Here is a 20176-nt window from a genome sequence, read left to right as displayed (position 1 = left end):
TCCGGCTCGGTTAGTCAGGACGGGAAAGGCGGACGATGAAGGGCAGCTCCGGCAAGATTCTCCTCCTCCTGGTCGTCGCCGCGGCGATCGCCGCTTTCTTCCTGCTCGACCTCGACCGCTATCTGACCCTCGACATGCTGAAGGCGCGGCAAGCGGACCTGGCCGCTTTGCTGCGCGAACGGCCGTGGTTCGCGATCGGGGGCTTCTTCCTGATCTATGTCGCCGCGACCGCTTTGTCGCTGCCCGGCGCCGCGATCCTGACCCTGGCGGCGGGGGCGATCTTCGGCCTGTGGGCCGGCACGGCGGTCGTCTCGGTCGCCTCGACGCTCGGCGCCTGCCTCGCCTTCCTGTCGTCGCGCTATCTGTTGCGCGACTGGGTGGCGGCGCGGTTCGGGAAGCGCATCGCGGCGATCGACGAAGGCATCCGCCGCGACGGCGCCTTCTACCTGCTCAGCCTGCGGCTGATCCCCGTATTCCCCTTCTTCCTGGTCAATCTGGCGATGGGGCTGACGGCGATGCGGCTCGCGCCCTACGCGCTGGCGAGCTGGATCGGCATGCTGCCGGGAACGATCGTCTATGTGAACGCCGGCACCCAGATCGCGCGGATCGAGACCACAGGCGACATCCTCTCCCCCGCCTTGATCGGCTCGTTCGCGCTGCTCGGGCTATTCCCCCTGCTCGCCAAATTCGTGGTCGGTCGGCTGCGGCGGCGGCGCATCTACAAGGGGTGGCGCCGCCCGAAGCGTTTTGACCGCAACCTGATCGTAATCGGCGCCGGCGCCGGCGGACTGGTCACCAGCTATATCGCCGCCACGGTGCGGGCGAAGGTCACCCTGATCGAGGCCAACCGCATGGGTGGCGACTGCCTCAACACCGGCTGCGTGCCCTCGAAGGCGCTGATCCGCAGCGCCCGGCTCGCCCACGAAATCCGCAACGCCGATTTCTACGGGCTCGGGGCGCGCGAGCCTGCGGACGACTTTCCCGCCGTGATGCAACGGATCCGCACGATCATCGCGGCCATCGCGCCGGCCGACAGCATCGAGCGCTACACGGCGCTCGGCGTCGATGTGCGCATGGGCTATGCCCGCATCCTCGATCCCTGGACGGTCGAGATAGACGGCGCCGAACGGCTGACCGCGCGCGCGATCGTCATCGCCACCGGCGGCGCGCCGGCCATTCCCGAAATTCCGGGCCTCGCCGAAAGCGGCTATCTCACCAGCGACACGATGTGGGAGGCCTTCGCGCATCGCGAGACGATGCCGGAACGGGTGGCGATCCTGGGCGGCGGACCGATCGGCGTCGAGCTCGCCCAGGCGCTGGCGCGGCTCGGGGCTCATGTGACCCTGGTCCAGAAAGGCGCGCGCATCCTTCCGAAGGAGGACGAGGAGGTCGCGGCGTTCGTCGCCGAGACGCTGGCGGAAGAAGGCGTCGACATCCGCACCGATTTCGATGTTTCGGAGGTTCGCGACGGGACGCTGGTCGCGTCCTCGGAAGGCACGACAATCCCGTTCAACGCGCTGATCGTCGCCGTCGGCCGCAAGGCCCGGCTCGCCGGCTACGGCCTCGAAGAGCTCGGCATCGAGACCGGCCGCACGGTCGCCACCAATGACTATCTCGAGACGCTCTACCCCAACATCTTCGCGGCCGGCGACGTCGCCGGGCCGTACCAGTTCACCCACTTCGCGGCCCACCAGGCCTGGTATGCCGCGGTCAATGCCCTGTTCGGCGGGGTCCGCAAATTCCGCACCGATTATTCGGTGCTGCCCTGGGTCACCTATACAGATCCCGAGGTCGCGCATGTCGGCCATAACGAGATTTCGGCACGGGAAGCGGGCCTAGCCTACGAAGTCATCCGCTACGATCTTGGCCATCTCGACCGCGCGTTGACCGAAGGCGCCAATCGCGGCTTCGTCAAACTGCTGGTCGCGCCCGGCAAGGACCGCATCCTCGGCGCCACGATTGTCGCAGCCAATGCCGGCGAACTGCTCGCCGAATATGTGCTGGCGATGAAGCACCGCATCGGGCTCAACAAGATCCTCGGCACGATCCACGCTTACCCGACCATGGCGGAATCGGCGAAATATGCGGCCGGCGAATGGAAGAAGGCGCATAAGCCCGAGCGCCTGCTGCGCTGGGCCGAGCGCTACCACCGCTGGCGGCGCGGGTGACCCGGATCGTCATCTTCGCCAAGGCCCCGGTAGCAGGCCGGGTGAAGACGCGGCTCATCCCGGCGCTGGGCGCGGAAGGCGCGGCCGATCTCGCCGCCGCGATGCTCCACGCCACTTGTCGCGAGGCGCTCGCCGCCGGCATCGGCCCCGTCGAGCTCTGCCTGGCCCGCCACCCTGAATGGGCCGGCGACCTCCCCGAGGGCGTCGAGGTTACCGACCAGGGCGAAGGCGATCTCGGCGACCGGCTGTGGCGGGCGGCGCAGCGCGCCGGGCCGCCGCTGCTCCTGATCGGCACCGATTGCCCCGCTCTCGACCGCCACCGGCTCCGCCACGCCGCGCAACGGCTGCGCGACCATGACGCCGTGCTCCATCCGGCGGCCGATGGCGGCTACGCGCTGCTGGGACTGAACAGGCTCGATCGCTCGCTCTTCGCCGCCATGCCCTGGAGCACCGGCACCGTCGCCGGCGAGACGATCGCCCGCATCGCCGCGCTCGGCTGGTCGCTCCACATCGGCGAGACGCTGCGCGACATCGACGAGCCGGCCGATCTCGCCCACCTGCCGCCCTATCTGCTTCCACCCAAAGCGTCGGTCGGCTAGTCGGCGGCGATGGACACGCTTCCGCCCTACGCCCAGCTTCTCGGCCTCAGCACCATCCGCGCCGAGGACGGCGAATTGCTGTGGTTGATGCCGTTCGGCGAAAGCGTGGTCGGCCGCCCCGGCTATCTCCACGGCGGCGCGATCGCCGGTCTGCTCGAATTCGCCGCGCTCGGCACGCTCTTCGAGGCGCTGGGTTCGGCCGAGGGGGTCAGCGTGAAGCCGATCAACGTCACCGTCGATTTCATGCGCGGCGGCACCGACCACGACACTTTTGCCGCGGCCGTGATCACCCGCCTCGGCAAGCGCGTCGCCAATGTCGAGGCCCACGCCTGGCAGCAGGACCGCACCAAGCCGATCGCGGCCGCCAAGATGAACCTACTGCTGCGGCGGCACTAACCGTCATTGCGAGGAGCGTAAGCGACGAAGCAATCCAGCGGCACCGTCCTGGATTGCTTCGCTGCGCTCGCAATGACGGAGAGGTGGGAACGGATCATGCCCCGCCCGTCATCCCGGCGAAGGTCGGGATCTCAGGATGGAAAAGGCACGGTGACTATTCTTGCTGGGATCCCGGCCTTCGCCGGGATGACGCTTGCGAACTCACCCGCCCCTTTTCATCGTCTCGCGTGCAATGACGAGTTGCTGGACCTGGCTGGTGCCTTCGTAGATCCGGAACAGGCGGACGTCGCGATAGAGCCGTTCGATGCCGTAATCGGCGATATAGCCGGCGCCGCCGAAAATCTGGACGGCGCGGTCGGCAACGCGGCCGACGGTCTCGCTCGCGAAATATTTGGCGGCCGCCGCCTCCATCGTGATCGCCTCGCCTCTGTCCTTCTGCGCCGCGACCTCCAGCATCAGCGCCCGCGCCGCCAGCGTCTCGGTCTTGCTGTCGGCGATCAGCGCCTGGATCAGCTGGAACTCGGCTATCGGCTTGCCGAACTGGTGGCGCTCGGCGGCGTAGGCGACCGCGTCGGCGATCAGCCGCTCGGCAATGCCGACGCAGACCGCGGCGATGTGCAGCCGGCCGCGGTCGAGCACGCGCATCGCCACCTTGAAGCCCTCGCCTTCCGCGCCGAGCCGGTTGGCGACGGGAACGGGCACGTCGTCGAAATGGACATCGCAGACATGGGCGCCCTGCTGGCCCATCTTCTTTTCCGGAGCCCCGATGCTCAGCCCCGGCAGGTCGGCCGGCACCAGGAAGGCCGAGACGCCGTTCGCGCCAGGCCCGCCGGTCCGCGCCATGACCGTGAACAGGGAGGCCTTGTCGGCATTGGTGATGAAGCGCTTCGAGCCCGAGAGGCGATAGACGTCACCGTCGCGCACCGCCCTGGTCTGGACCGCGGCGCTGTCGGAGCCGGCGCCCGGCTCGGTCAGCGCGAAGCTGGTGACGATCTCGCCGCTCGCGATCCGGGGCAGCCATGCCGCCTTCTGCGCGTCGTTGCCGGCCATCACCAGGCCCTGGCTGCCGATGCCGACATTGGTGCCGAACACCGAGCGGAAGGCCGGTGTCGTCCGCCCGAATTCGAGCGCGATCCGCACTTCTTCGGCCATGGTCAGGCCGAGCCCGCCATATTCCTCCGGGATCGACAGGCCGAACAGCCCCATCTCGCGCATCTCGGCTACGACCGCGTCGGGAATGGCATCCGCTTCCTCGACCTGGGCCTCGAGCGGCCGAAGCCGCTCGGCGACATAGCGCTGCACGGTCTCGATCAGCGCGTCGGAAGTCTCGGGATCGAGGGGCATCTTTTCTCCTCTTCCTCCCCATCCGCGGAGGGCGTTTCCTTCCTGCTCCCCTCCCTTCCAGGGAGGGGTGGGTTCGCTCAGTAACCCTTGAGCCGCGCCAATCTATCCGCGTGGTAGTAAGCGTCGCCGAACAGCGCGTTCAGCACGCGATCGCGCTTCATGTAGAGGCCGATATCGTGCTCGTCGGTCATGCCGATGCCGCCGTGCATCTGCACGCCCTCCTGCACCGCCAGCGTCGAGACGCGGCCCGCCTTGGCGTTGGCGACCGACACCATCGCCTCGGCCTCGCTGCCGCCCTCGTCGAGCAATTGCTGCGCCTTGAGCGCCGCCGCCCGCGCGATCTCCAGCTCCGCATAGAGGTGGGCGGCGCGGTGCTGCAGCGTCTGGAACTCACCGATCAGCTTGCCGAACTGCTTGCGCTGGCGGAGATAGTCGACGGTCATGTCCATCGCGCCCGAGGCGACGCCGACCATCTCGGACGCCGCACCGGCGCGGCCTGCGTTGAGCACCCGGGAGAGAATGGCCTCCCCCTGCCCGACCTCGCCGATCACCGCATCGGCATCGACCTCGACGCGCTCGAATTCCAGCCGCGCGCCGATGCTGGCGTCGGCCAGGCGCACGCCCTCGACGTCAAGGCCGTTGGCGCCCTTCTCGACCGCGAACAGGGTCAGGCCCTCGGCCGCCTGCGCCGCGACCACGAAAAAGTCCGCGGAAGCCCCCTGCACGACGAACTGCTTGCGGCCGCTGAGCGCGAAGCCGTTGCCCGAGCGCTCCGCCTGCATCGCGATCGCCTCGGGCCGGTGCCTGGCGCCCTCGTCGACCGCCAGCGCGCCGACGGTCTCGCCGGCGAGGATTCCGGGCAGCCAGCGCTCCCTGAGCGGCGTCCCGCGCAGCGCCTCGACGACGGTCACCGCCGTGATCAGGAAGGGCGACGGCGTCAGGTTCCGGCCGATCTCCTCGAGCACGATGCCGGCCTCGACATGGCCGAGCCCGAGCCCGCCGTCCGCCTCGTCGACGAGGATGCCGGTAAACCCCATCTCGCCGAAATGCCGCCACAACGCATGGCCGAACCCGTCCTTGCAGTTCATGTCGCGAAACTTGCGATACTGGCTCGCGATCGCGCCTTCCCCGGCCATGAAGCTCCGCGCCGTATCGCGCAGCATCGCCTGGTCGTCGGTCAGATAGAGGGGCATTACTTACTCCGTCACCCCGGCAAAGGCCGGGGTCTCAGCGCGTGAAAGGAGCCCGCGCGTGATCTCGCCGGGATCCCGCCCGTCGCCGGGATGACGTGCCATTCTCACGTCCCCGGCAGGCGCAATATGTGCTTGGCGATGATGCCGAGCTGGATCTCGCTGGTGCCGCCCTCGATCGAATTGGCCTTGGTCCGGAGCCATTCGCGCGCCGCCTTGCCGCCCTTGGAACGCTCGCTTTCCCATTCGAGCGCGTCGGCGCCGCCGGCGGCCATGACCAGCTCGTGCCGCGCCTTGTTGAGCTCGGTCCCGGCATATTTCATCATCGAGGGCTGCGCCGGGTGCGCCTGGCCGGCCTTCAACTGGTCGATGAAGCGCTCGGACATCGCCCGGAACGCCATCGCGTCGACGTCGAAACGTGCGACCTCGGCGCGCAGCAACGGATCGTCGGACAGCCGCTCGGCGAGCGCCGCGCCGAGGCTCTCGCCGTTGCCGCCGAGGCCCATGCCGCTGATCATCTCGCGCTCGTGGCCGAGCAGATATTTGGCGACGTCCCAGCCTTTGTTGACCTCGCCGACCAGCTGGTCCTTCGGCACCTTCACGTCGTCGAAGAAGGTCTCGCAGAAGGGCGAGTAGCCGGAGATGAGCAGGATCGGCCGGGTCGAAACGCCCGGGCTCGCCATGTCGAACAGAAGAAAGCTGATGCCCTGGTGCTTGGGCGCCTGGCTATCGGTGCGTACCAGGCAGAAGATCCAGTCGGCCTTGTCAGCGTAGGAGGTCCAGACCTTTTGGCCGTTGACCAGCCAATGGTCGCCCTTGTCCTCGCATTTGGTCTGCAGGCTCGCCAGGTCGGAGCCGGCATTGGGCTCCGAATAGCCCTGGCACCAACGGATCTCGCCGCGCGCAATCTCGGGCAGGAAGCGCTTCTTCTGCTCCTCGCTGCCATATTTGAGCAAAGCCGGGCCGAGCATCGAGATGCCGAAGCTCATCAGCGGGTTGCGCGCGCCGATCCGCGCCATCTCCTGGCGCAATATCTTAGTCTCGGCCGCTGAAAGCCCGCCGCCGCCATAATCCCTGGGCCAGTCGGGAACGGTCCAGCCGCGCTCGGCCATCCGCTCCATCCAAAGCTTCTGCGCCTCGCTCTGGAACGCGGGATTGCGCCCGCCCCAGCACATGTCGCTTTCGCCGCGCACCGGCGCGCGCATCTCGGCCGGGCAATTCGTCTCCAGCCAGGCGCGCGTCTCGGTCCGGAAGGTCTCGAGGTCGGTCATGTCCTCTCCTTTACGCTTACGTCAACTGCTGCGCGGGCCCAAGAGAGTCAACCGGCCTTGCCGAATTCCATCGCCTCGTCCGTCACCGGGCTGAGGCGCAGCATGGCAAGGTCGCGGATGTAATTCTGATGGAGCCGCCAGGGCGGCCTCGCGCCCTGCTTGGGCAGGCCGGCCTCCGCGCGCTTCACATAGCCTGAGGTGAAGTCGAGCAAAGGACGGCGCTCGACTGGCCCCGCCGGCAGGCGCGGCGCGCAGAGGGCGAAGCCGTGCCGGTCCATATGGTTGAGAAGGCGGCATACGTAGCGCGACGTCAAATCGCATTTCAGCGTCCAGGACGCATTGGTGTAGCCGAACGACAAAGCGAGATTGGGGACGTCGCTCAGCATCATGCCCTTGTAGGTGAGCCGGTCGGCGACGGTCACCGGCGCGCCGTCCACGACCAGTGCGATGCCGCCGAGTAGCTTGATGACGAGGCCGGTGGCGGTGACGACGATGTCTGCGTTCAGCGTCTCGCCGGATTGCAGCTGCAGGCCGTCGCCGGTGAAGCGCGCGATGCTGTCGGTAGCGATCGAGACCCTGTCCGCCTTGACCGCGGCGAACAGGTCGCCGTCGGGAACGAGGCAGAGGCGCTGGTCCCACGGATCGTAACGCGGCGAGAGGTGCCGCTCGACGTCGAAGCCGCTGGGCAGGGCCTTGGCCGCCATGCGCTTGATCCAGCGCCGCACCCGCGCGGGCTTTCGCCGCGCGCGATTGAAGAAATAGATGCCGAGCAGCACGTTTTTGAGCCGCGTCAGGCGCGGGCCGAGCGGCCCGGCGAGGCGATCGCGCGACGGCCGCGCGACGATGTAGCTCGGCGAGCGCTGCAGCATCGTCACATGCGCGGCCTTTTCGGCGAGCGTCGGCACGAGCGTCACCGCGGTCGCGCCGCTGCCGATCACGACCACGCGCTTGCCGGCATAATCCAGGTCCTCGGGCCAGAATTGCGGGTGGACGATGCGGCCGCGATAGTCCTGCTCGCCCGGCCATTCGGGCCGATACCCTTTCGCATAATCATAATAGCCGCTGCACAGGAACAGGAAGCGGCAGGTGAAGCTGCGCGAGCCGCTTTCACTTTCGACCTCGACTGCCCAGAGCGCGTCGGGCGAGGACCAGGAAGCGCGCGTGACCTTGTGGCCGAAGCGGATGTGGCGGTCGATGCCGAAAGCGCGCGCCGTTTCTTCGACATAGGTCCGGATCGACGGGCCGTCGACGATCGAGCGGTCGCCGCGCCACGGCCGAAACGGGAAGCCGAGCGTGTACATGTCGGAATCCGAGCGGATGCCCGGATAGCGGAACAGGTCCCAGGTTCCGCCGATGGCGTGGCGCGCCTCGAGGATCGCGTAGCTCTTGCCCTTGCAGCGCGTCTCGAGGTGGTAGGCGGCGTCGATCCCGGAAATGCCGGCGCCGACGATCAGGACGTCGACATGGGTCGGCCCGCCGCCGTCGGTCATTCCCGGCTCCTGCGCAGGCTCACGCGGCGCTCAGGTGCAGAGCGAGAGATAGGCGATCTCCATCACCGTCCCGCTCTCGATCGGGCCTGGGCTATCCGAATATTCGCGAAACTCCGTGACGGCGCCGGCCGCGTCCTGCTTGCGCCGCGCCAGCGCGTTGATCGTCTTGGCGGTGCAGTCGATCGAAAGCAGGAAAGCAGCGTCGCTCGGCGCCGAGCCCGGGTCGGTCAGGCGGAACCAGCCCTTGCGGACGGTGTCGCTGCGCTCGATCGAGGCGGCGTCGACCGAAATGCCCTGCCCGGTCGGCGCCTTGCCGAGGTTGAGCCAGGCCGGCGGCGCACCCGCCGCGGCGCCCAGCGCGGAAGCTTCGGGCGCGGCCGTCGTCCGCGCCGCCCCGCACGTCTCCAGCGCCGTGTCGAACTCGGTCGCGACGGTCGCATCGACCTGGGTGGCGACGTAGGAAAGATCGCGCAGCGTCAGCTGGTCGGCGCGGAAATAGCCCTTCTGGACCGAACGCGCGGTCTGCTCGAAGCGCCGCAACTGCTGCGCGGTCAGCCGCGCGGCGAGGTGGCCGCCGACGCATTGCGTCTGGGCCGGATCGAGGCCGTAGCGGCTGAGCTGCGGCGCGACGATGCCTTCGCGCGGTCCGATCTTGTCGGCCATATAGCCGCCCGAGCACGCGGCGAGAAATCCCAGGGGCAGCAGCAACAGCGGACGCATCGACATTCGTCTCCCGACAGGTGCGGCCAGCATGCCCTTGCTTGCGCCTGCCGCGCAAGGCCGGCGCGCGTCGCGGCCTATGGCGCCAAAGTCCCGTTTCTGACAGGTTGGCGCCACGCAAGAAAGAAGGATGCACGGCGCGATGGACTTTACCCTTACGGAACGCGAGGCTTTCTACCGCGGCCGGGTGCGCGCATTCGTCGAGACTCATGTCCGTCCCCGGATCGGCGACTATAAAAGCCAGCTTGGCCAAGGGGACCGCTGGCAGCCGATCCCGGTCATCGAGGAGCTGAAGCCGCTCGCGAGGGACGCCGGCCTCTGGAACCTGTTCATGCCGCCGGCGCCGGCGCTGCCGCATGTCGACGACAGCTTCGCATTCGAGGGCACCCAGCTCACCAACCTCGAATATGCGCTCTGCGCCGAGGAGATGGGCCGCATCCCCTGGGCCTCCGAAGTGTTCAACTGCTCGGCGCCCGACACCGGCAATATGGAGGTGCTGCATCGCTACGGCACGCGCGAGCAGAAGGACCAGTGGCTGAAGCCGCTGATGAACGGCGAGATCCGCTCCGCCTTCCTGATGACCGAGCCGGCCGTCGCCTCCTCCGACGCGACCAACATCCAGTGCGAGATCCGCCGCGACGGCGACGATTATGTGCTGAACGGCCGCAAATGGTGGTCGTCCGGCGCCGGCGACCCGCGCTGCAAGGTCGCGATCGTGATGGGGAAGACCAATCCCAGCAATCCCCGCCACCAGCAGCAGTCGATGGTGCTGATGCCGCTCGACGCGCCGGGCGTCACCGTCGAGCGCGCGCTCACCGTCTATGGCTATGACGACGCGCCGCACGGGCACATGGAGGTCGAATTGAAGGACGTCCGCATCCCCGCCTCGGCCATGCTGCTGGGCGAGGGTCGCGGCTTCGAGATCGCGCAGGGCCGCCTTGGCCCCGGCCGCATCCACCATTGCATGCGCACGATCGGCGCGGCCGAGGCGGCGCTCGAAGCGATGGCGCGCCGGCTGCAGAGCCGCGTCGCGTTCGGCAAGAAGCTGATGGAGCACAGCGTCTGGGAGGAGCGCGTCGCCCGCGCCCGCATCGACATCGAGATGTCGCGCCTGCTGTGCCTCAAGGCCGCCGACATGATGGACAGGGCCGGCAACAAGGCCGCCCAGGCCGAGATCGCGATGATCAAGGTGCAGGCGCCGCAAATGGCGCTGCGGATCATCGACGACGCCGTCCAGGCCCATGGCGGCGCCGGCGTCAGCCAGGATTTCGGCCTCGCCGCGAGCTGGGCCGGCATCCGCACCCTGCGCCTCGCCGACGGCCCCGACGAAGTCCACAACCGCGCCATCGCGCGGATCGAGTTCGCCAGACATGCGGTATAATCGTCACCCCGGCGAAGGCCGGGGCCTCAGGACGACATCGCATTGTACTGGTTCGGAGATCCCGACCTGCGCCGGGATGACGAAGGAGGCCGCATGAATCTGTTCGATCTCACCGGCAAGGTCGCGATCATTACCGGCTCCTCGCGGGGCATCGGCCGGGCGATCGCCGAGGCGATGGCCGACCAGGGCGCCAAGGTCGTCATCTCCAGCCGCAAGGCCGATGCCTGCGCCGAGGCGGCCGACGCGATCAACGCCCGGCACGGCGCCGGCACCGCGATCGTCGTCCCGGCCAACATCTCGTCCAAGGACGAGCTCCAACGCCTCGTGGACGAGACCCGTCGGCAATTGGGCCGGATTGACATACTCGTCTGCAACGCCGCCTCCAATCCCTATTACGGGCCGATGGGCGGGATCAGCGACGACCAGTTCCGCAAGATCCTGGAGAACAATGTTCTCGCCAATCACTGGCTGATCCAAATGGTCGCGCCCGAGATGATCGAGCGCAAGGAAGGGTCGATCATCATCGTCTCCTCGATCGGCGGGCTCAAGGCCTCGACGGTGATCGGCGCCTACAATGTCTCCAAGGCCGCCGACTTCCAGCTCGCCCGCAACCTCGCCGCCGAGTTCGGGCCGTACCAGGTCCGCGTCAACTGCATCGCGCCCGGCCTGATCCGCACCGATTTCGCCAAGGCGCTCTGGGAGAATCCCGAGACGCTCAAGGCCGTCACCGCCCATACTCCGCTGCAGCGGATCGGCGAGCCGCACGAGATCGCCGGCGCGGCCGTTTTCCTTGCCGCGCCCGCCTCGACCTTCGTCACCGGCCAGGCGATCGTCGTCGACGGCGGCTCGACCACGGGAGTGGGGTTGTGAAGCTCGAAGGCAAGATCGCGATCGTCACCGGCGCCGGCTCGGGCATCGGCCGCGCCACCGCCCAGGCTTTCGCGCGCGAGGGCGCGTTCCTGGTCGTCTCCGACATCAACGAGAGCGTCGACGAGACCGCGGCCCTGATCGGCCCGGCCGCGGTGCCGGTGCGCGGCGACGCCGGTTCAGACGAGGATGTCGCCCATCTCGTGCGCAGCGCCGCGGCGCGCTTCGGTGGGCTCGACATCGTCTTCGCCAATGCCGGCATCTCCGGCGGCCTCGCCAACCTGTTCGAGCAGACGCCGGACGATTGGGCCGAGATCTTGCGCGTCAATTTGATCGGTCCGGCCCTGGCGATCCGCCACGCCGCGCCTTTGATCAAGCTGCGCGGCGGCGGCTCGATCATCTGCACGGCGAGCGTGGCCGGGCTTCGCTCGGGTGCCGGCAGCCCGGCTTATTCGGCCTCCAAGGCCGGCGTGATCAGCCTCGTCAAAACGGCCGCGCAACAGCTCACCGGCTCGGGCGTCCGCGTCAACGCCATCTGCCCCGGCCTGATCGAGACCGGCATGACCCAGCCGATCTACGAGCGCGCGCGAGAGCGCGGCCACCAGGACAAGCTCGGCCATCTCAATCCGCTGAAGCGCGGCGGCGCACCCGACGAGATTGCCGCCGTGGCCCTGTTCCTGGCCTCGAACGAGTCGAGCTACGTCAACGGCCACGCGCTCGTCGCCGACGGCGGCCTCTCCTCTTCCCTCCCCTACAATATGCAGGTCTACGGCCGCACGGCGCTGTAGCGTCGCCCCTAGCCGCTCCCCGGCGAAAGCCGGGGCCCAGGATCGGCGACGCTGGGCCTGCTTACTGCCGCCTCAGATGCGCCAGCCAGCGCTGGCGCGCCCATTCGTCGATCAGGCGGTCGGCGCGCGCCTTCTCCGCACCCGTCAGGTCCGCATAACGCGCCGTGCGCCCCGTCTCGCTGAACCGGACCTGCTCGGTCTCGATCTGCATCACCGTCCACACGCCGCCCGGCTCGACCATGCCGATCGCGGTCGGCCAGTCGAGGCCGCCGATATGCTGGAAGACGGTGCGCGCCCGCATCTCGGGTACGCCCTCGGCCCCCGCTGCGCGCAAAATGATCGCGCGGAAATCGGCAAGGCCGACCGGGCGGCCGCTGGGGATGCCGGCCGCGCTCACCACCAAGGGAATCTGCGTCTGCTGGCGGTTGATGACGTGGCCGTGGCCGAGGAACGCGTCGTCGAACAGGGACTCGCCGTGGTCGGCGGTGACGACCAGCACGCTGTCTTCCCAGGCGCCGAGCCGCTTCAGCCGCGCCACGACCTCGCCGATCAGCCAGTCGTCATAGGCGACCGCGTTCCAATAGGTGCGCGCCACCCGGTCCTTGTTGGCGAGAGCAATGTCGGCGCGGGCGATCGGCTCCCCCGGCAGCAGTCGCATCGTGCCCGGATGGTGATAGGGGAAATGCGCTTCCTGGAAGTTGAAATAGAGGAAATTGGGCCGCGCCCAATCGGCCGGCCGGCCGTAGGAGCGGTCGAACTCGCGCAACAGCTTGCGCCCGTCGACCAGCAGCGAGCCCTTGGCGGCAAAGCCGAACGCCCGCTCGTCCTTCAGCGTCTCGGCGTCGACGAAGACATCGGCATTTTCCTTCATGCCGACCACGCCGGCAATGTCGCCGAAGCTCTCGGGCTGCCCCGAATAGACGCCGATCCGGTATCCGGCCGCCTTGAAGTCGCGGAACAGCGAGGGATCGCCGGGCGCGGGATCGAGCGCGCCGCCGAACAGGCTCTTGAGCGACGCGGTCGTGAAGCCGACATGGCTGTAGGCCTCGGCGAAGGCCGTCCCCTGCCGCGCCAGCGCATTCAAGTTCGGAGTGACTTCGCGGCCGCCGACCCGACGCCCGAGCGCATCGCCGCGGACGCTCTCCAAGACGATCAGCACCACATGCTGGGGCTTGCCGGGGAAGCGCGGTACTACCGCCTCGGCCACCGCGTCGTCGAAGCGGAAATCGCCGCCAAGCCCGTCCTCGTCGATGCCGTTGTTGGGCACGTCGAGCGCGAACGGATGGCGCGCCGCGTCGAACGGATGGGCGTCGGCCTGGGCGGTGAACCCGCTGAAGCCGTCGCGATCGAAGTCGCTCGCCTGGGCCAGCGCGGTATTGGCGACCGCAAAGGCGTTAAAGCGGGTTAGGGCGTAGCGCACGTCCGGCACGCGGTTCGCCGCCATCGCCACCAGCGGCAGCGGCACGGCCAGCCACAGCAGGTGCCGCCAGCGCAGCCCCGACGGAGCAATTCCCGCCGGCGCGTAACGGCGGACGAGGCGCCGGCACATCCAATAGGCCCCGGCCGTGCCGGCGGCCGCGGCGGCGAGCAGCCCGGCCTCGTCCATCACGAACAGCATCGCGTCGAACAGGCTGCCGCCGCCCAGATCGCGGATCAGCCCGAATCCGATCGCGTCGCTGAAATAGCTCAGCACTTCATATTTCACCGCCAGCACGGCCGCGCCGGCCGCGAGGATGACGAAGCTTGCATTGAGCAGGAACAAGGGCGTGTCCCGCCTGCCGCCATGGAGCGCGCGTATGGACAGGAACAGCAGCCCGATCAGCAGGCCGTGCGCGAGGAGCAGCCCGGCCAGCAGCAGCCCCCATTCCCCCGCTCCATGGATCACGTGCGAGGCGCCGAACCCGCCCCCGAACACGCCATATTTCCGCTCGACCAGCGCCACCTCCAGCGCCAGCGTCGCCCCGAACAGGGCGGCCGGCGCCAGCAAGGCGGCGTTGCGCGAAAGAAAAGAAATGGCGGCTTCCTCGGCTGACGGGACCGCCCGACACTAACCCCCCGCCATTGAGAAAGGGTTGCGCGCCTCGGGGGCCGTACGTGAGCGCCCTCACCAGTTGACGTTCACGTAAGGTCGGGCCTATCGCGAGGCCAATCGTTTCATCCGGAGACTTTCGAAATGAGCCCCATCACCACCCAGCGCCACGGCGACGTCCTGATCGTCACCTCGAACAACCCGCCGGTCAACGCGCTCGGCCATGCGGTGCGCGAAGGACTGGTGAAGGCGATCGAGGAGGCCGATGCCGACGACGCGGTCAAGGCGGTCGTGATCCGCTGCGAAGGCCAGACCTTCTTCGCCGGGGCCGACATTTCCGAGTTCGGCAAGCCGATGCAGATGCCGATGCTGCCGATGGTAGTCGACCGCATCGAGGCCTGCACCAAGCCGGTCGTCGCCGCGATCCACGGCACGGCCTTGGGCGGCGGGCTCGAGGTCGCCTTGGCGTGCCACTATCGCGTCGCCGTGCCGTCGGCGAAGCTCGGCGTTCCCGAGGTCAAGCTCGGCCTGCTGCCCGGCGCCGGCGGCACTCAGCGGCTGCCGCGCGTGGTCGGCGTCGCCAAGGCGCTGGAGATGACCACCGGCGGCACGCCGATCGGCGCCAAGGAGGCGCATGATCTCGGCCTGGTCGACCGCCTGATCGAAGGCGATCTCGAGCAGCACGCCGTGGCCTATGCCGACGAGGTCAAAGCCGTCAGCCCGATCCCGAAGAGCAGCGAGCGCGACGACAAGCTCGCCGAGGCGCGCGCCAATCCCGGCATCTTCGACGAGTTCCGCAAGGCCAACGCGCGCAAGATGAAGGGCTTCGACGCGCCCGAAGCCAATATCAAGGCGGTCGAGGCCGCGGTCGCCAAGCCCTATGCCGAGGGCGTGCTCGACGAGCGCCGCCTGTTCATGGAGTTGATGAGCGGCACCCAGGCCCGCGCCCAGCAATATTTCTTCTTCGCCGAGCGGAAGGCCTCGAAGATCGAGGGCCTGCCCGAGGACACGCGCGCCCGCGACATCAAGCGGGTCGGCGTGATCGGCGCCGGCACGATGGGCGGCGGCATCTCGATGAATTTCCTCAGCGCGGGCATACCGGTGACGATCGTCGAAATGGCGCAGGACGCGCTCGACCGCGGCACCGGCGTGATGCGCAAGAATTACGAAGCGACCGCCGCCAAGGGCAAGATGAGCGCTGAACAGGTCGAGGGCGCGATGGGGCTGCTCAAGCCGACGCTCAGGATGGAAGATCTCGCCGACTGCGACCTCATCATCGAGGCCGTGTTCGAGAATATGGACGTGAAGAAGGACATTTTCGGCAAGCTCGACGCGATCGCAAAGCCAGGCGCGATCCTGGCGTCCAACACCTCCTATCTCAACATCGACGAGATCGCCGCAGCGACGTCGCGGCCGCAGGACGTGCTCGGCCTCCACTTCTTCTCGCCGGCCAACATCATGAAGCTGCTCGAGGTCGTGCGCGGCGCCAAGACCGCGCCGGACGTGCTCGTCACCGCGATGCAGCTCGCCAAGAAGATCCGCAAGGTCGCGGTCGTGGCCGGCGTCTGCTACGGATTCATCGGCAACCGCATGCTGATCCCGCGCCAGATGCAGGCGCAGCAATTGCTGCTCGAAGGCGCCACCCCCGAGCAGGTCGACCGCGTCCACGTCGAATTCGGCATGCCGATGGGCCCGTTCCAGATGGCCGATCTGGCCGGCGTCGACATCGGCTGGCACCGCGACCCGACCCGCATCGAGAATATCCGCGACGCGCTCTGCGCGATCGACCGCTGGGGCCAGAAGAAGGGCGCCGGCTTCTATGATTATGACGACAAGCGCCGCCCCTCGCCCAGCCCCAAGGTGCAGGAGATCATCGAGGACTTCCGTGGCCGTGCCGGCGTGACGCCACGCGAGATCAGCGACCAGGAGATCGTCGAGCGCACGCTCTACACGATGGTCAACGAGGGCGCGAAGATTCTCGAGGAGGGCATGGCCCAGCGCGCGTCCGACATCGATGTAGTCTGGGTCTATGGCTATGGCTGGCCGGTCTATCGCGGCGGCCCGATGTTCTGGGCTGACACGGAAGGCCTCGCCAAGATCGTCGAAGGGCTGAAGCGCCAGCAGGAGCGGCTCGGCGAGGGCTTCACCCTGTCGAACCTGCTCGTCGGCAAGGCCGAGGCGGGCGAGAAGATCAGCCGCTGAAGCTCACGGCCGGCCTCTTGGGGGAGGCCGGCCTAGGGCATCGCGCTAGCGGCAGTAGCGAACGCGGACGCGGCGGCCCCAATAGGGGTCCCAGACGCGGCGCGTATAGCAGCGTTCGCGATAATAGCCGCGATGGCCGCGATAATAATCGCGGTCGTAATAGCCGCCGCCATAATAACCGCGGTCGTAATAACCCCGGTCGTAATAGGGATCGTAATAGCGGCTGCGGCTGGACGAGGCGATCGCGGCGCCCAGTCCCAATCCGATAATGCCGCCGACGATGGCGGCTGCGGCTTCGTCGCCATCGCCTCTGTGATGGCGGCGCCACCGTTGCGCCTCGGCGGGCGCGGCAAGACCGGCGATCGTCGCGCCTGCCGTCAAAGCAAGAATGCCCTTTTTGACGAATCCGTTCATGACCGAACTCCTCGCATCAGCGACTCGCGCACCAACGCGCGGGCCTGCGAAGCGTCCAGTCTCCACGTCTGCGATGAACTCTCTGAAAACGCACCATTCATCCACCGTTCACCGGCGGGGCAGCGTCATCAGTAAGCGAGTTCTCCGACCTGCTGGGCCTTGCGGCTGAAGCCTTCGGCCAGTTCGCGGTGCCATTCGCGGGCCGCAGGCGTCATCGCCCGGGCTGCGGCAAAAGCTTCCTGCGCGGCGCGCCGCGCGTAGTAACGCTGGTTCGATTCCATCGCCATCCCCCTCGTGCTGCAAGCGTGCAAGCGCGCATCATTCGATGGCGGCACAATGCAGCGCAGTTATTATTAGTTGGTTAACTGCCAACCTCAAGAAAATACGGAGGCGGGAAAGCGAATCGGCAAAGCGCGGAACTGCGTCCACGCAGGAGCGCTGGACGGCAATGGCTCCGCAGCTCGACTTGGTCGCCGGGGAATCCCAGTGGCCGCGTGGCTTTGCCTATAGGGCGGACTTCCTGGAGGCCGCCGAAGAGCAGGAACTGGCGCGGCGGATCGCCGGACTGCCGTTCGAGCCGTTCGCCTTTCACGGTTTCCTCGGCAAGCGGCGAATCGTCTCGTTCGGTTGGCAATATGTGTTCGACGGCAGCGGTCTGAAACGGACCAAAGACATTCCCGCTTTCCTTCTCCCCGCCCGCGCCCGCGCCGCCGCCTTGGCCGGCTTGCCGGCCGAGCAGATGCAGCATGTCCTCGTCACCGAATATGCGCCCGGCGCCGGCATCGGCTGGCACAAGGACCGCTCCGTCTTCGGCGAGGTCGTCGGCCTGTCGCTGCTGGCGCCGGCGCGATTGCGCTTCCGCCGCCGGCGCGGCGAGAGCTGGGAGCGACTGTCGCTGACCGCCGAGCCGCGCTCCGCTTATCTGCTGAGCGGCGAAGCCCGCACCGAGTGGGAGCACAGCATCCCCGGCGTGGAGGCGCTGCGTTACTCGATCACGTTCCGCAATTTCAGGGAGGGCGCCGCGCCCTAGATCAGCGGCGCCAGTCCGGCTTGGCCCGCCGCCGCCGGTGGCGCGCGTGCAGCGCGGTCACATATTCATATTCGAGCGGCTCGAGGAAGGCGAGGCCGGCCTTGGAGTTGCGCGTCCAGCGCACTTCGGCGGTGACGAAATGCTTGCGGCTGATTTCGACGCCGATCAGTTGACCGCGCTTCAACGGCGCGTCGGTGAGGCCGGACGCGCCCTTGCAGGACACGTCCTTCAGGTGAAGCTCGTACTGGATGATTCCGAAGAACAGGCTCGACACGTGGCCGGTGAAATCGTGGCGCTCGTCGAGCCGCCGTTCGCGCTCCTCGGCGGTCGGCGCGACCTCGCTCTCGCCGCGCGCGAAGACTCGTTCCAGTAATTTAAGCGCCCCGAGCATCGCCCGGCAATTGAGCAGTTTTGGGTGAAGATTGCCTTAAGCAAACGCCGCGATCGCGGCTCAGCTGTAGAAGATGTGGAGGCCGATCTGCGTCTCGCGCTTCAGGCGCTTGCCCCACGAGGGCGAAACGTAGGTGGCGTGATACCAGAGCACATCCTGCGGGACCTGTGCGCTCAACTTGTCGAGCGCGATGCGCGAGATGGCGACGGCCTTGCGCCACGAATCCGAGCTGCGGTCGGCCTGCGGGAAGCGGCCCTTGCGGATGAAGGAGAATTGCCAGGGCTGGACGACGACGTCGCAGATGCCGGCGGGATATTTGCCCGAGCGCGTGCGGTTCAGCACCACTTCGGCGACCGCAAGCTGGCCCTCGATCGGCTCGCCGCGCGCTTCGAAATAGACCGCATTGGCGAGGCATTCCTGCTCGGCGTCGCCGACCGCGGTGCCGGCATGCGCCGCGACCAGCTCATGCAGCGAGCGTGGCTGGGTCTGGACCGTCGCGACGGCCGGCTGCGCCGGGGCGCCGCCGAAGGTCGATTTGAAGACTTCGCCGATCTTGGCGAACGGATTTTGCGCCGGGGCCGCGGCGGGAGCCGCAGGCTGGGTCCCCGGGGCGCCCTGCGGCGCGGCCGGCGAGGCCGCAATGGCCGGGCTGCCGGCAACCTGGGCGGCATCGAGGCTCGCCGAGGCGTGGGTGAGATAGTGGACCGCTGGTGCGGCATTGGCGGATTGCTCGGCCTGGGAAGGCGAAGCGAAGGCTGCGGTGGCGATAAGCGCAACAGTAGCCGCGGCGATGCCGCCGGCTCGAACGAAGTTGATCAATATGGTCTCTATCGTGTGCGGTTCGGCTGACCCCGCAGACGCCAGAATGGCATCCGGATCCCCACCCCCCGACTGGCATGACGCCGACCCACCGGGCCGCGCCCCCGCTCAATGCGTTAGTGCGAGGCGGCAAATGCGGGCAGCACCCGGATGAGTCAACGAACCATCGCCGAAACGTCGGCGAGTCGTTGTCGAGCCGGGTTGGAGCGAGGAACAAAGCCTAATATCGCGCCGGATCAATAGGTTGGGCGAGAGAGAATCCAGCTCGATCCGACCAGGGCGACCGTCAATGGCACCGCCCCCCATGGCCATTGCAGCGTCGCCAGGCCCAGCGCCGCGCTCGCGGCGAAGGCCAGGACGGCCGCCGTCTTGCCCTTGCGGCTGATGCTGCCGCTAGTCCGCCACGCGTGGATGTGCCGCCCGAAACGGGGATGGTCGAGCAATCTCTGCTCCCATTCCGGATTGCTGCGCGCAAAGCAGAAAGCGGCGAGCAGGACGAACGGCACGGTCGGCAGCAAAGGCAGGAACGCGCCGATCGCGCCCAAAGCGAGCGCGGTCAGGCCGGCGATGCGCCAGCCGAGCCTCAACCGGCGACGAGCTTCACGAATGCGCTCGACACCCAGCCCGAGCCGCACGGCCCGTCATAGGCGCGGCGGGCCGAAACCGGCGACGACACGCCGCAGCGTTCGTCGAGCGTGCCGCTCTTATCGTAGACGACGCCCATCCAGCGCTGGTCGTGCGATCGCGTGCAGACGAAGAAGCGCCCGGCGGCCGCGATCTCGCCGACTTCGTCGGCGCCGTCGAACGGGGCCACGCGTACCGGCAGCGCCTGGCCGGCCTTCAGATGCCGGGTCGTGCCGAAGGCGCCGCAGGCCGCGAAGCTGGAGCCCTGCTCGCCGATCCGCACCGGCACCGCCTCGATGTTCACCGCCGGGCTTTCCGGCCGGGTCGTATCGATCGCATTGGCGAAATGATCGTCCTTCACGCCCTCGCCGCAGGCGGCCAAAGCGAGGAGGGGCAACAGGGCAAAGTGCAATTTCATCCCTGCTATGTGGCGCGCCGCGCATCGGAAAGCCA

20 protein-coding genes are annotated in these 20176 nt (G+C 67.9%); 8 read left to right on the top strand and 12 right to left on the bottom strand.

All coding sequences use genetic code 11. The annotated features are described in order from the left end of the window. Window positions 1-35 precede the first annotated feature (35 nt). From SH591_RS12405 to SH591_RS12395, 3 genes are read left to right on the top strand one after another with little or no spacing between them, the layout of a single operon-like run. A complete protein-coding gene (locus tag SH591_RS12405; protein WP_324749377.1) occupies window positions 36-2168 on the top strand; it encodes an FAD-dependent oxidoreductase in 2133 nt (710 codons plus the stop codon). Further along, complete coding sequence (locus tag SH591_RS12400; protein ID WP_324749376.1) at window positions 2165-2767, top strand: TIGR04282 family arsenosugar biosynthesis glycosyltransferase; 603 nt, start codon at window positions 2165-2167, stop codon at window positions 2765-2767. The genes SH591_RS12405 and SH591_RS12400 overlap by 4 nt, the downstream gene beginning before the upstream one ends. 9 nt (window positions 2768-2776) lie before the next feature. Beyond that, complete coding sequence (locus SH591_RS12395; protein WP_324749375.1) at window positions 2777-3163, top strand: PaaI family thioesterase; 387 nt, start codon at window positions 2777-2779, stop codon at window positions 3161-3163. A gap of 201 nt (window positions 3164-3364) precedes the next feature. Here SH591_RS12395 and SH591_RS12390 read toward each other — a convergent pair whose 3' ends face one another. The 5 genes from SH591_RS12390 to SH591_RS12370 all read right to left on the bottom strand — a co-directional run bounded on the left by SH591_RS12390 (window position 3365) and on the right by SH591_RS12370 (window position 9184). Beyond that, window positions 3365-4507 carry an acyl-CoA dehydrogenase family protein gene (locus SH591_RS12390; RefSeq protein WP_324749374.1) on the bottom strand — a complete coding sequence of 381 codons (1143 nt, stop codon included), beginning with the start codon at window positions 4505-4507 and terminating at the stop codon, window positions 3365-3367. A gap of 77 nt (window positions 4508-4584) precedes the next feature. Further along, window positions 4585-5700: an acyl-CoA dehydrogenase family protein gene (locus SH591_RS12385; protein ID WP_324749373.1), complete on the bottom strand. Its 1116-nt coding sequence runs from the start codon at window positions 5698-5700 to the stop codon at window positions 4585-4587. Window positions 5701-5804: 104 nt separating this feature from the next. Further along, complete coding sequence (locus SH591_RS12380) at window positions 5805-6968, bottom strand: acyl-CoA dehydrogenase family protein (RefSeq protein WP_324749372.1); 1164 nt, start codon at window positions 6966-6968, stop codon at window positions 5805-5807. Between the two features lie 47 nt (window positions 6969-7015). Then, entirely contained in the window at window positions 7016-8458 is a 1443-nt protein-coding gene (locus tag SH591_RS12375; RefSeq protein WP_324749371.1) for a flavin-containing monooxygenase, read from the bottom strand. 30 nt (window positions 8459-8488) lie between these two features. Continuing rightward, window positions 8489-9184, bottom strand: coding sequence for a hypothetical protein (locus SH591_RS12370; RefSeq protein ID WP_324749370.1), 696 nt, complete (start codon window positions 9182-9184; stop codon window positions 8489-8491). A gap of 136 nt (window positions 9185-9320) precedes the next feature. On the opposite strand from SH591_RS12370, the gene SH591_RS12365 reads away from it, so the two are divergent. The 3 genes from SH591_RS12365 to SH591_RS12355 all read left to right on the top strand — a co-directional run bounded on the left by SH591_RS12365 (window position 9321) and on the right by SH591_RS12355 (window position 12214). Next, window positions 9321-10559, top strand: coding sequence for an acyl-CoA dehydrogenase family protein (locus SH591_RS12365; protein ID WP_324749369.1), 1239 nt, complete (start codon window positions 9321-9323; stop codon window positions 10557-10559). A 93-nt stretch (window positions 10560-10652) separates the two neighbouring features. Next, on the top strand, window positions 10653-11429 hold the full coding sequence (locus tag SH591_RS12360; protein WP_324749368.1) for an SDR family NAD(P)-dependent oxidoreductase: 777 nt from the start codon (window positions 10653-10655) through the stop codon (window positions 11427-11429). Beyond that, window positions 11426-12214: an SDR family NAD(P)-dependent oxidoreductase gene (locus SH591_RS12355; protein ID WP_324749367.1), complete on the top strand. Its 789-nt coding sequence runs from the start codon at window positions 11426-11428 to the stop codon at window positions 12212-12214. Before SH591_RS12360 ends, SH591_RS12355 begins: the two co-directional genes overlap by 4 nt. A 61-nt stretch (window positions 12215-12275) precedes the next feature. Here the strand turns inward: SH591_RS12355 and SH591_RS12350 are convergent, their stop codons facing one another. After that, window positions 12276-14201 (bottom strand): sulfatase-like hydrolase/transferase, encoded by a 1926-nt coding sequence (locus tag SH591_RS12350; protein WP_324749366.1) that lies wholly within the window; start codon window positions 14199-14201, stop codon window positions 12276-12278. A gap of 186 nt (window positions 14202-14387) precedes the next feature. Here SH591_RS12350 and SH591_RS12345 point away from each other — a divergent pair, with 186 nt between their 5' ends. Beyond that, entirely contained in the window at window positions 14388-16445 is a 2058-nt protein-coding gene (locus tag SH591_RS12345; RefSeq protein WP_324749365.1) for a 3-hydroxyacyl-CoA dehydrogenase NAD-binding domain-containing protein, read from the top strand. A 45-nt stretch (window positions 16446-16490) separates the two neighbouring features. Here SH591_RS12345 and SH591_RS12340 read toward each other — a convergent pair whose 3' ends face one another. Continuing rightward, complete coding sequence (locus SH591_RS12340) at window positions 16491-16859, bottom strand: hypothetical protein (protein ID WP_324749364.1); 369 nt, start codon at window positions 16857-16859, stop codon at window positions 16491-16493. A 128-nt stretch (window positions 16860-16987) separates the two neighbouring features. Then, window positions 16988-17140, bottom strand: coding sequence for a hypothetical protein (locus SH591_RS12335; protein ID WP_324749363.1), 153 nt, complete (start codon window positions 17138-17140; stop codon window positions 16988-16990). Between the two features lie 167 nt (window positions 17141-17307). Here SH591_RS12335 and SH591_RS12330 point away from each other — a divergent pair, with 167 nt between their 5' ends. Continuing rightward, window positions 17308-17889, top strand: a complete 582-nt coding sequence (locus SH591_RS12330; protein WP_324749362.1) for an alpha-ketoglutarate-dependent dioxygenase AlkB — start codon at window positions 17308-17310, stop codon at window positions 17887-17889. Window position 17890: 1 nt separating this feature from the next. Here SH591_RS12330 and SH591_RS12325 read toward each other — a convergent pair whose 3' ends face one another. From SH591_RS12325 to SH591_RS12310, 4 genes are all read right to left on the bottom strand, one after another. Continuing rightward, on the bottom strand, window positions 17891-18280 hold the full coding sequence (locus SH591_RS12325) for a PilZ domain-containing protein (RefSeq protein WP_324749361.1): 390 nt from the start codon (window positions 18278-18280) through the stop codon (window positions 17891-17893). 60 nt (window positions 18281-18340) lie between these two features. After that, entirely contained in the window at window positions 18341-19099 is a 759-nt protein-coding gene (locus SH591_RS12320) for a cell wall hydrolase (RefSeq protein ID WP_324749360.1), read from the bottom strand. Between the two features lie 236 nt (window positions 19100-19335). Continuing rightward, window positions 19336-19686 (bottom strand): YbaN family protein, encoded by a 351-nt coding sequence (locus tag SH591_RS12315; protein ID WP_324749359.1) that lies wholly within the window; start codon window positions 19684-19686, stop codon window positions 19336-19338. After that, complete coding sequence (locus SH591_RS12310) at window positions 19683-20141, bottom strand: hypothetical protein (protein WP_324749358.1); 459 nt, start codon at window positions 20139-20141, stop codon at window positions 19683-19685. Before SH591_RS12310 ends, SH591_RS12315 begins: the two co-directional genes overlap by 4 nt. Between the last annotated feature and the right edge of the window lie 35 nt (window positions 20142-20176).

Source organism: Sphingomonas sp. LY54 (assembly GCF_035594035.1).
Lineage (GTDB): Bacteria > Pseudomonadota > Alphaproteobacteria > Sphingomonadales > Sphingomonadaceae > Allosphingosinicella.
This window is presented reverse-complemented; position numbering and strand designations above follow the sequence as displayed.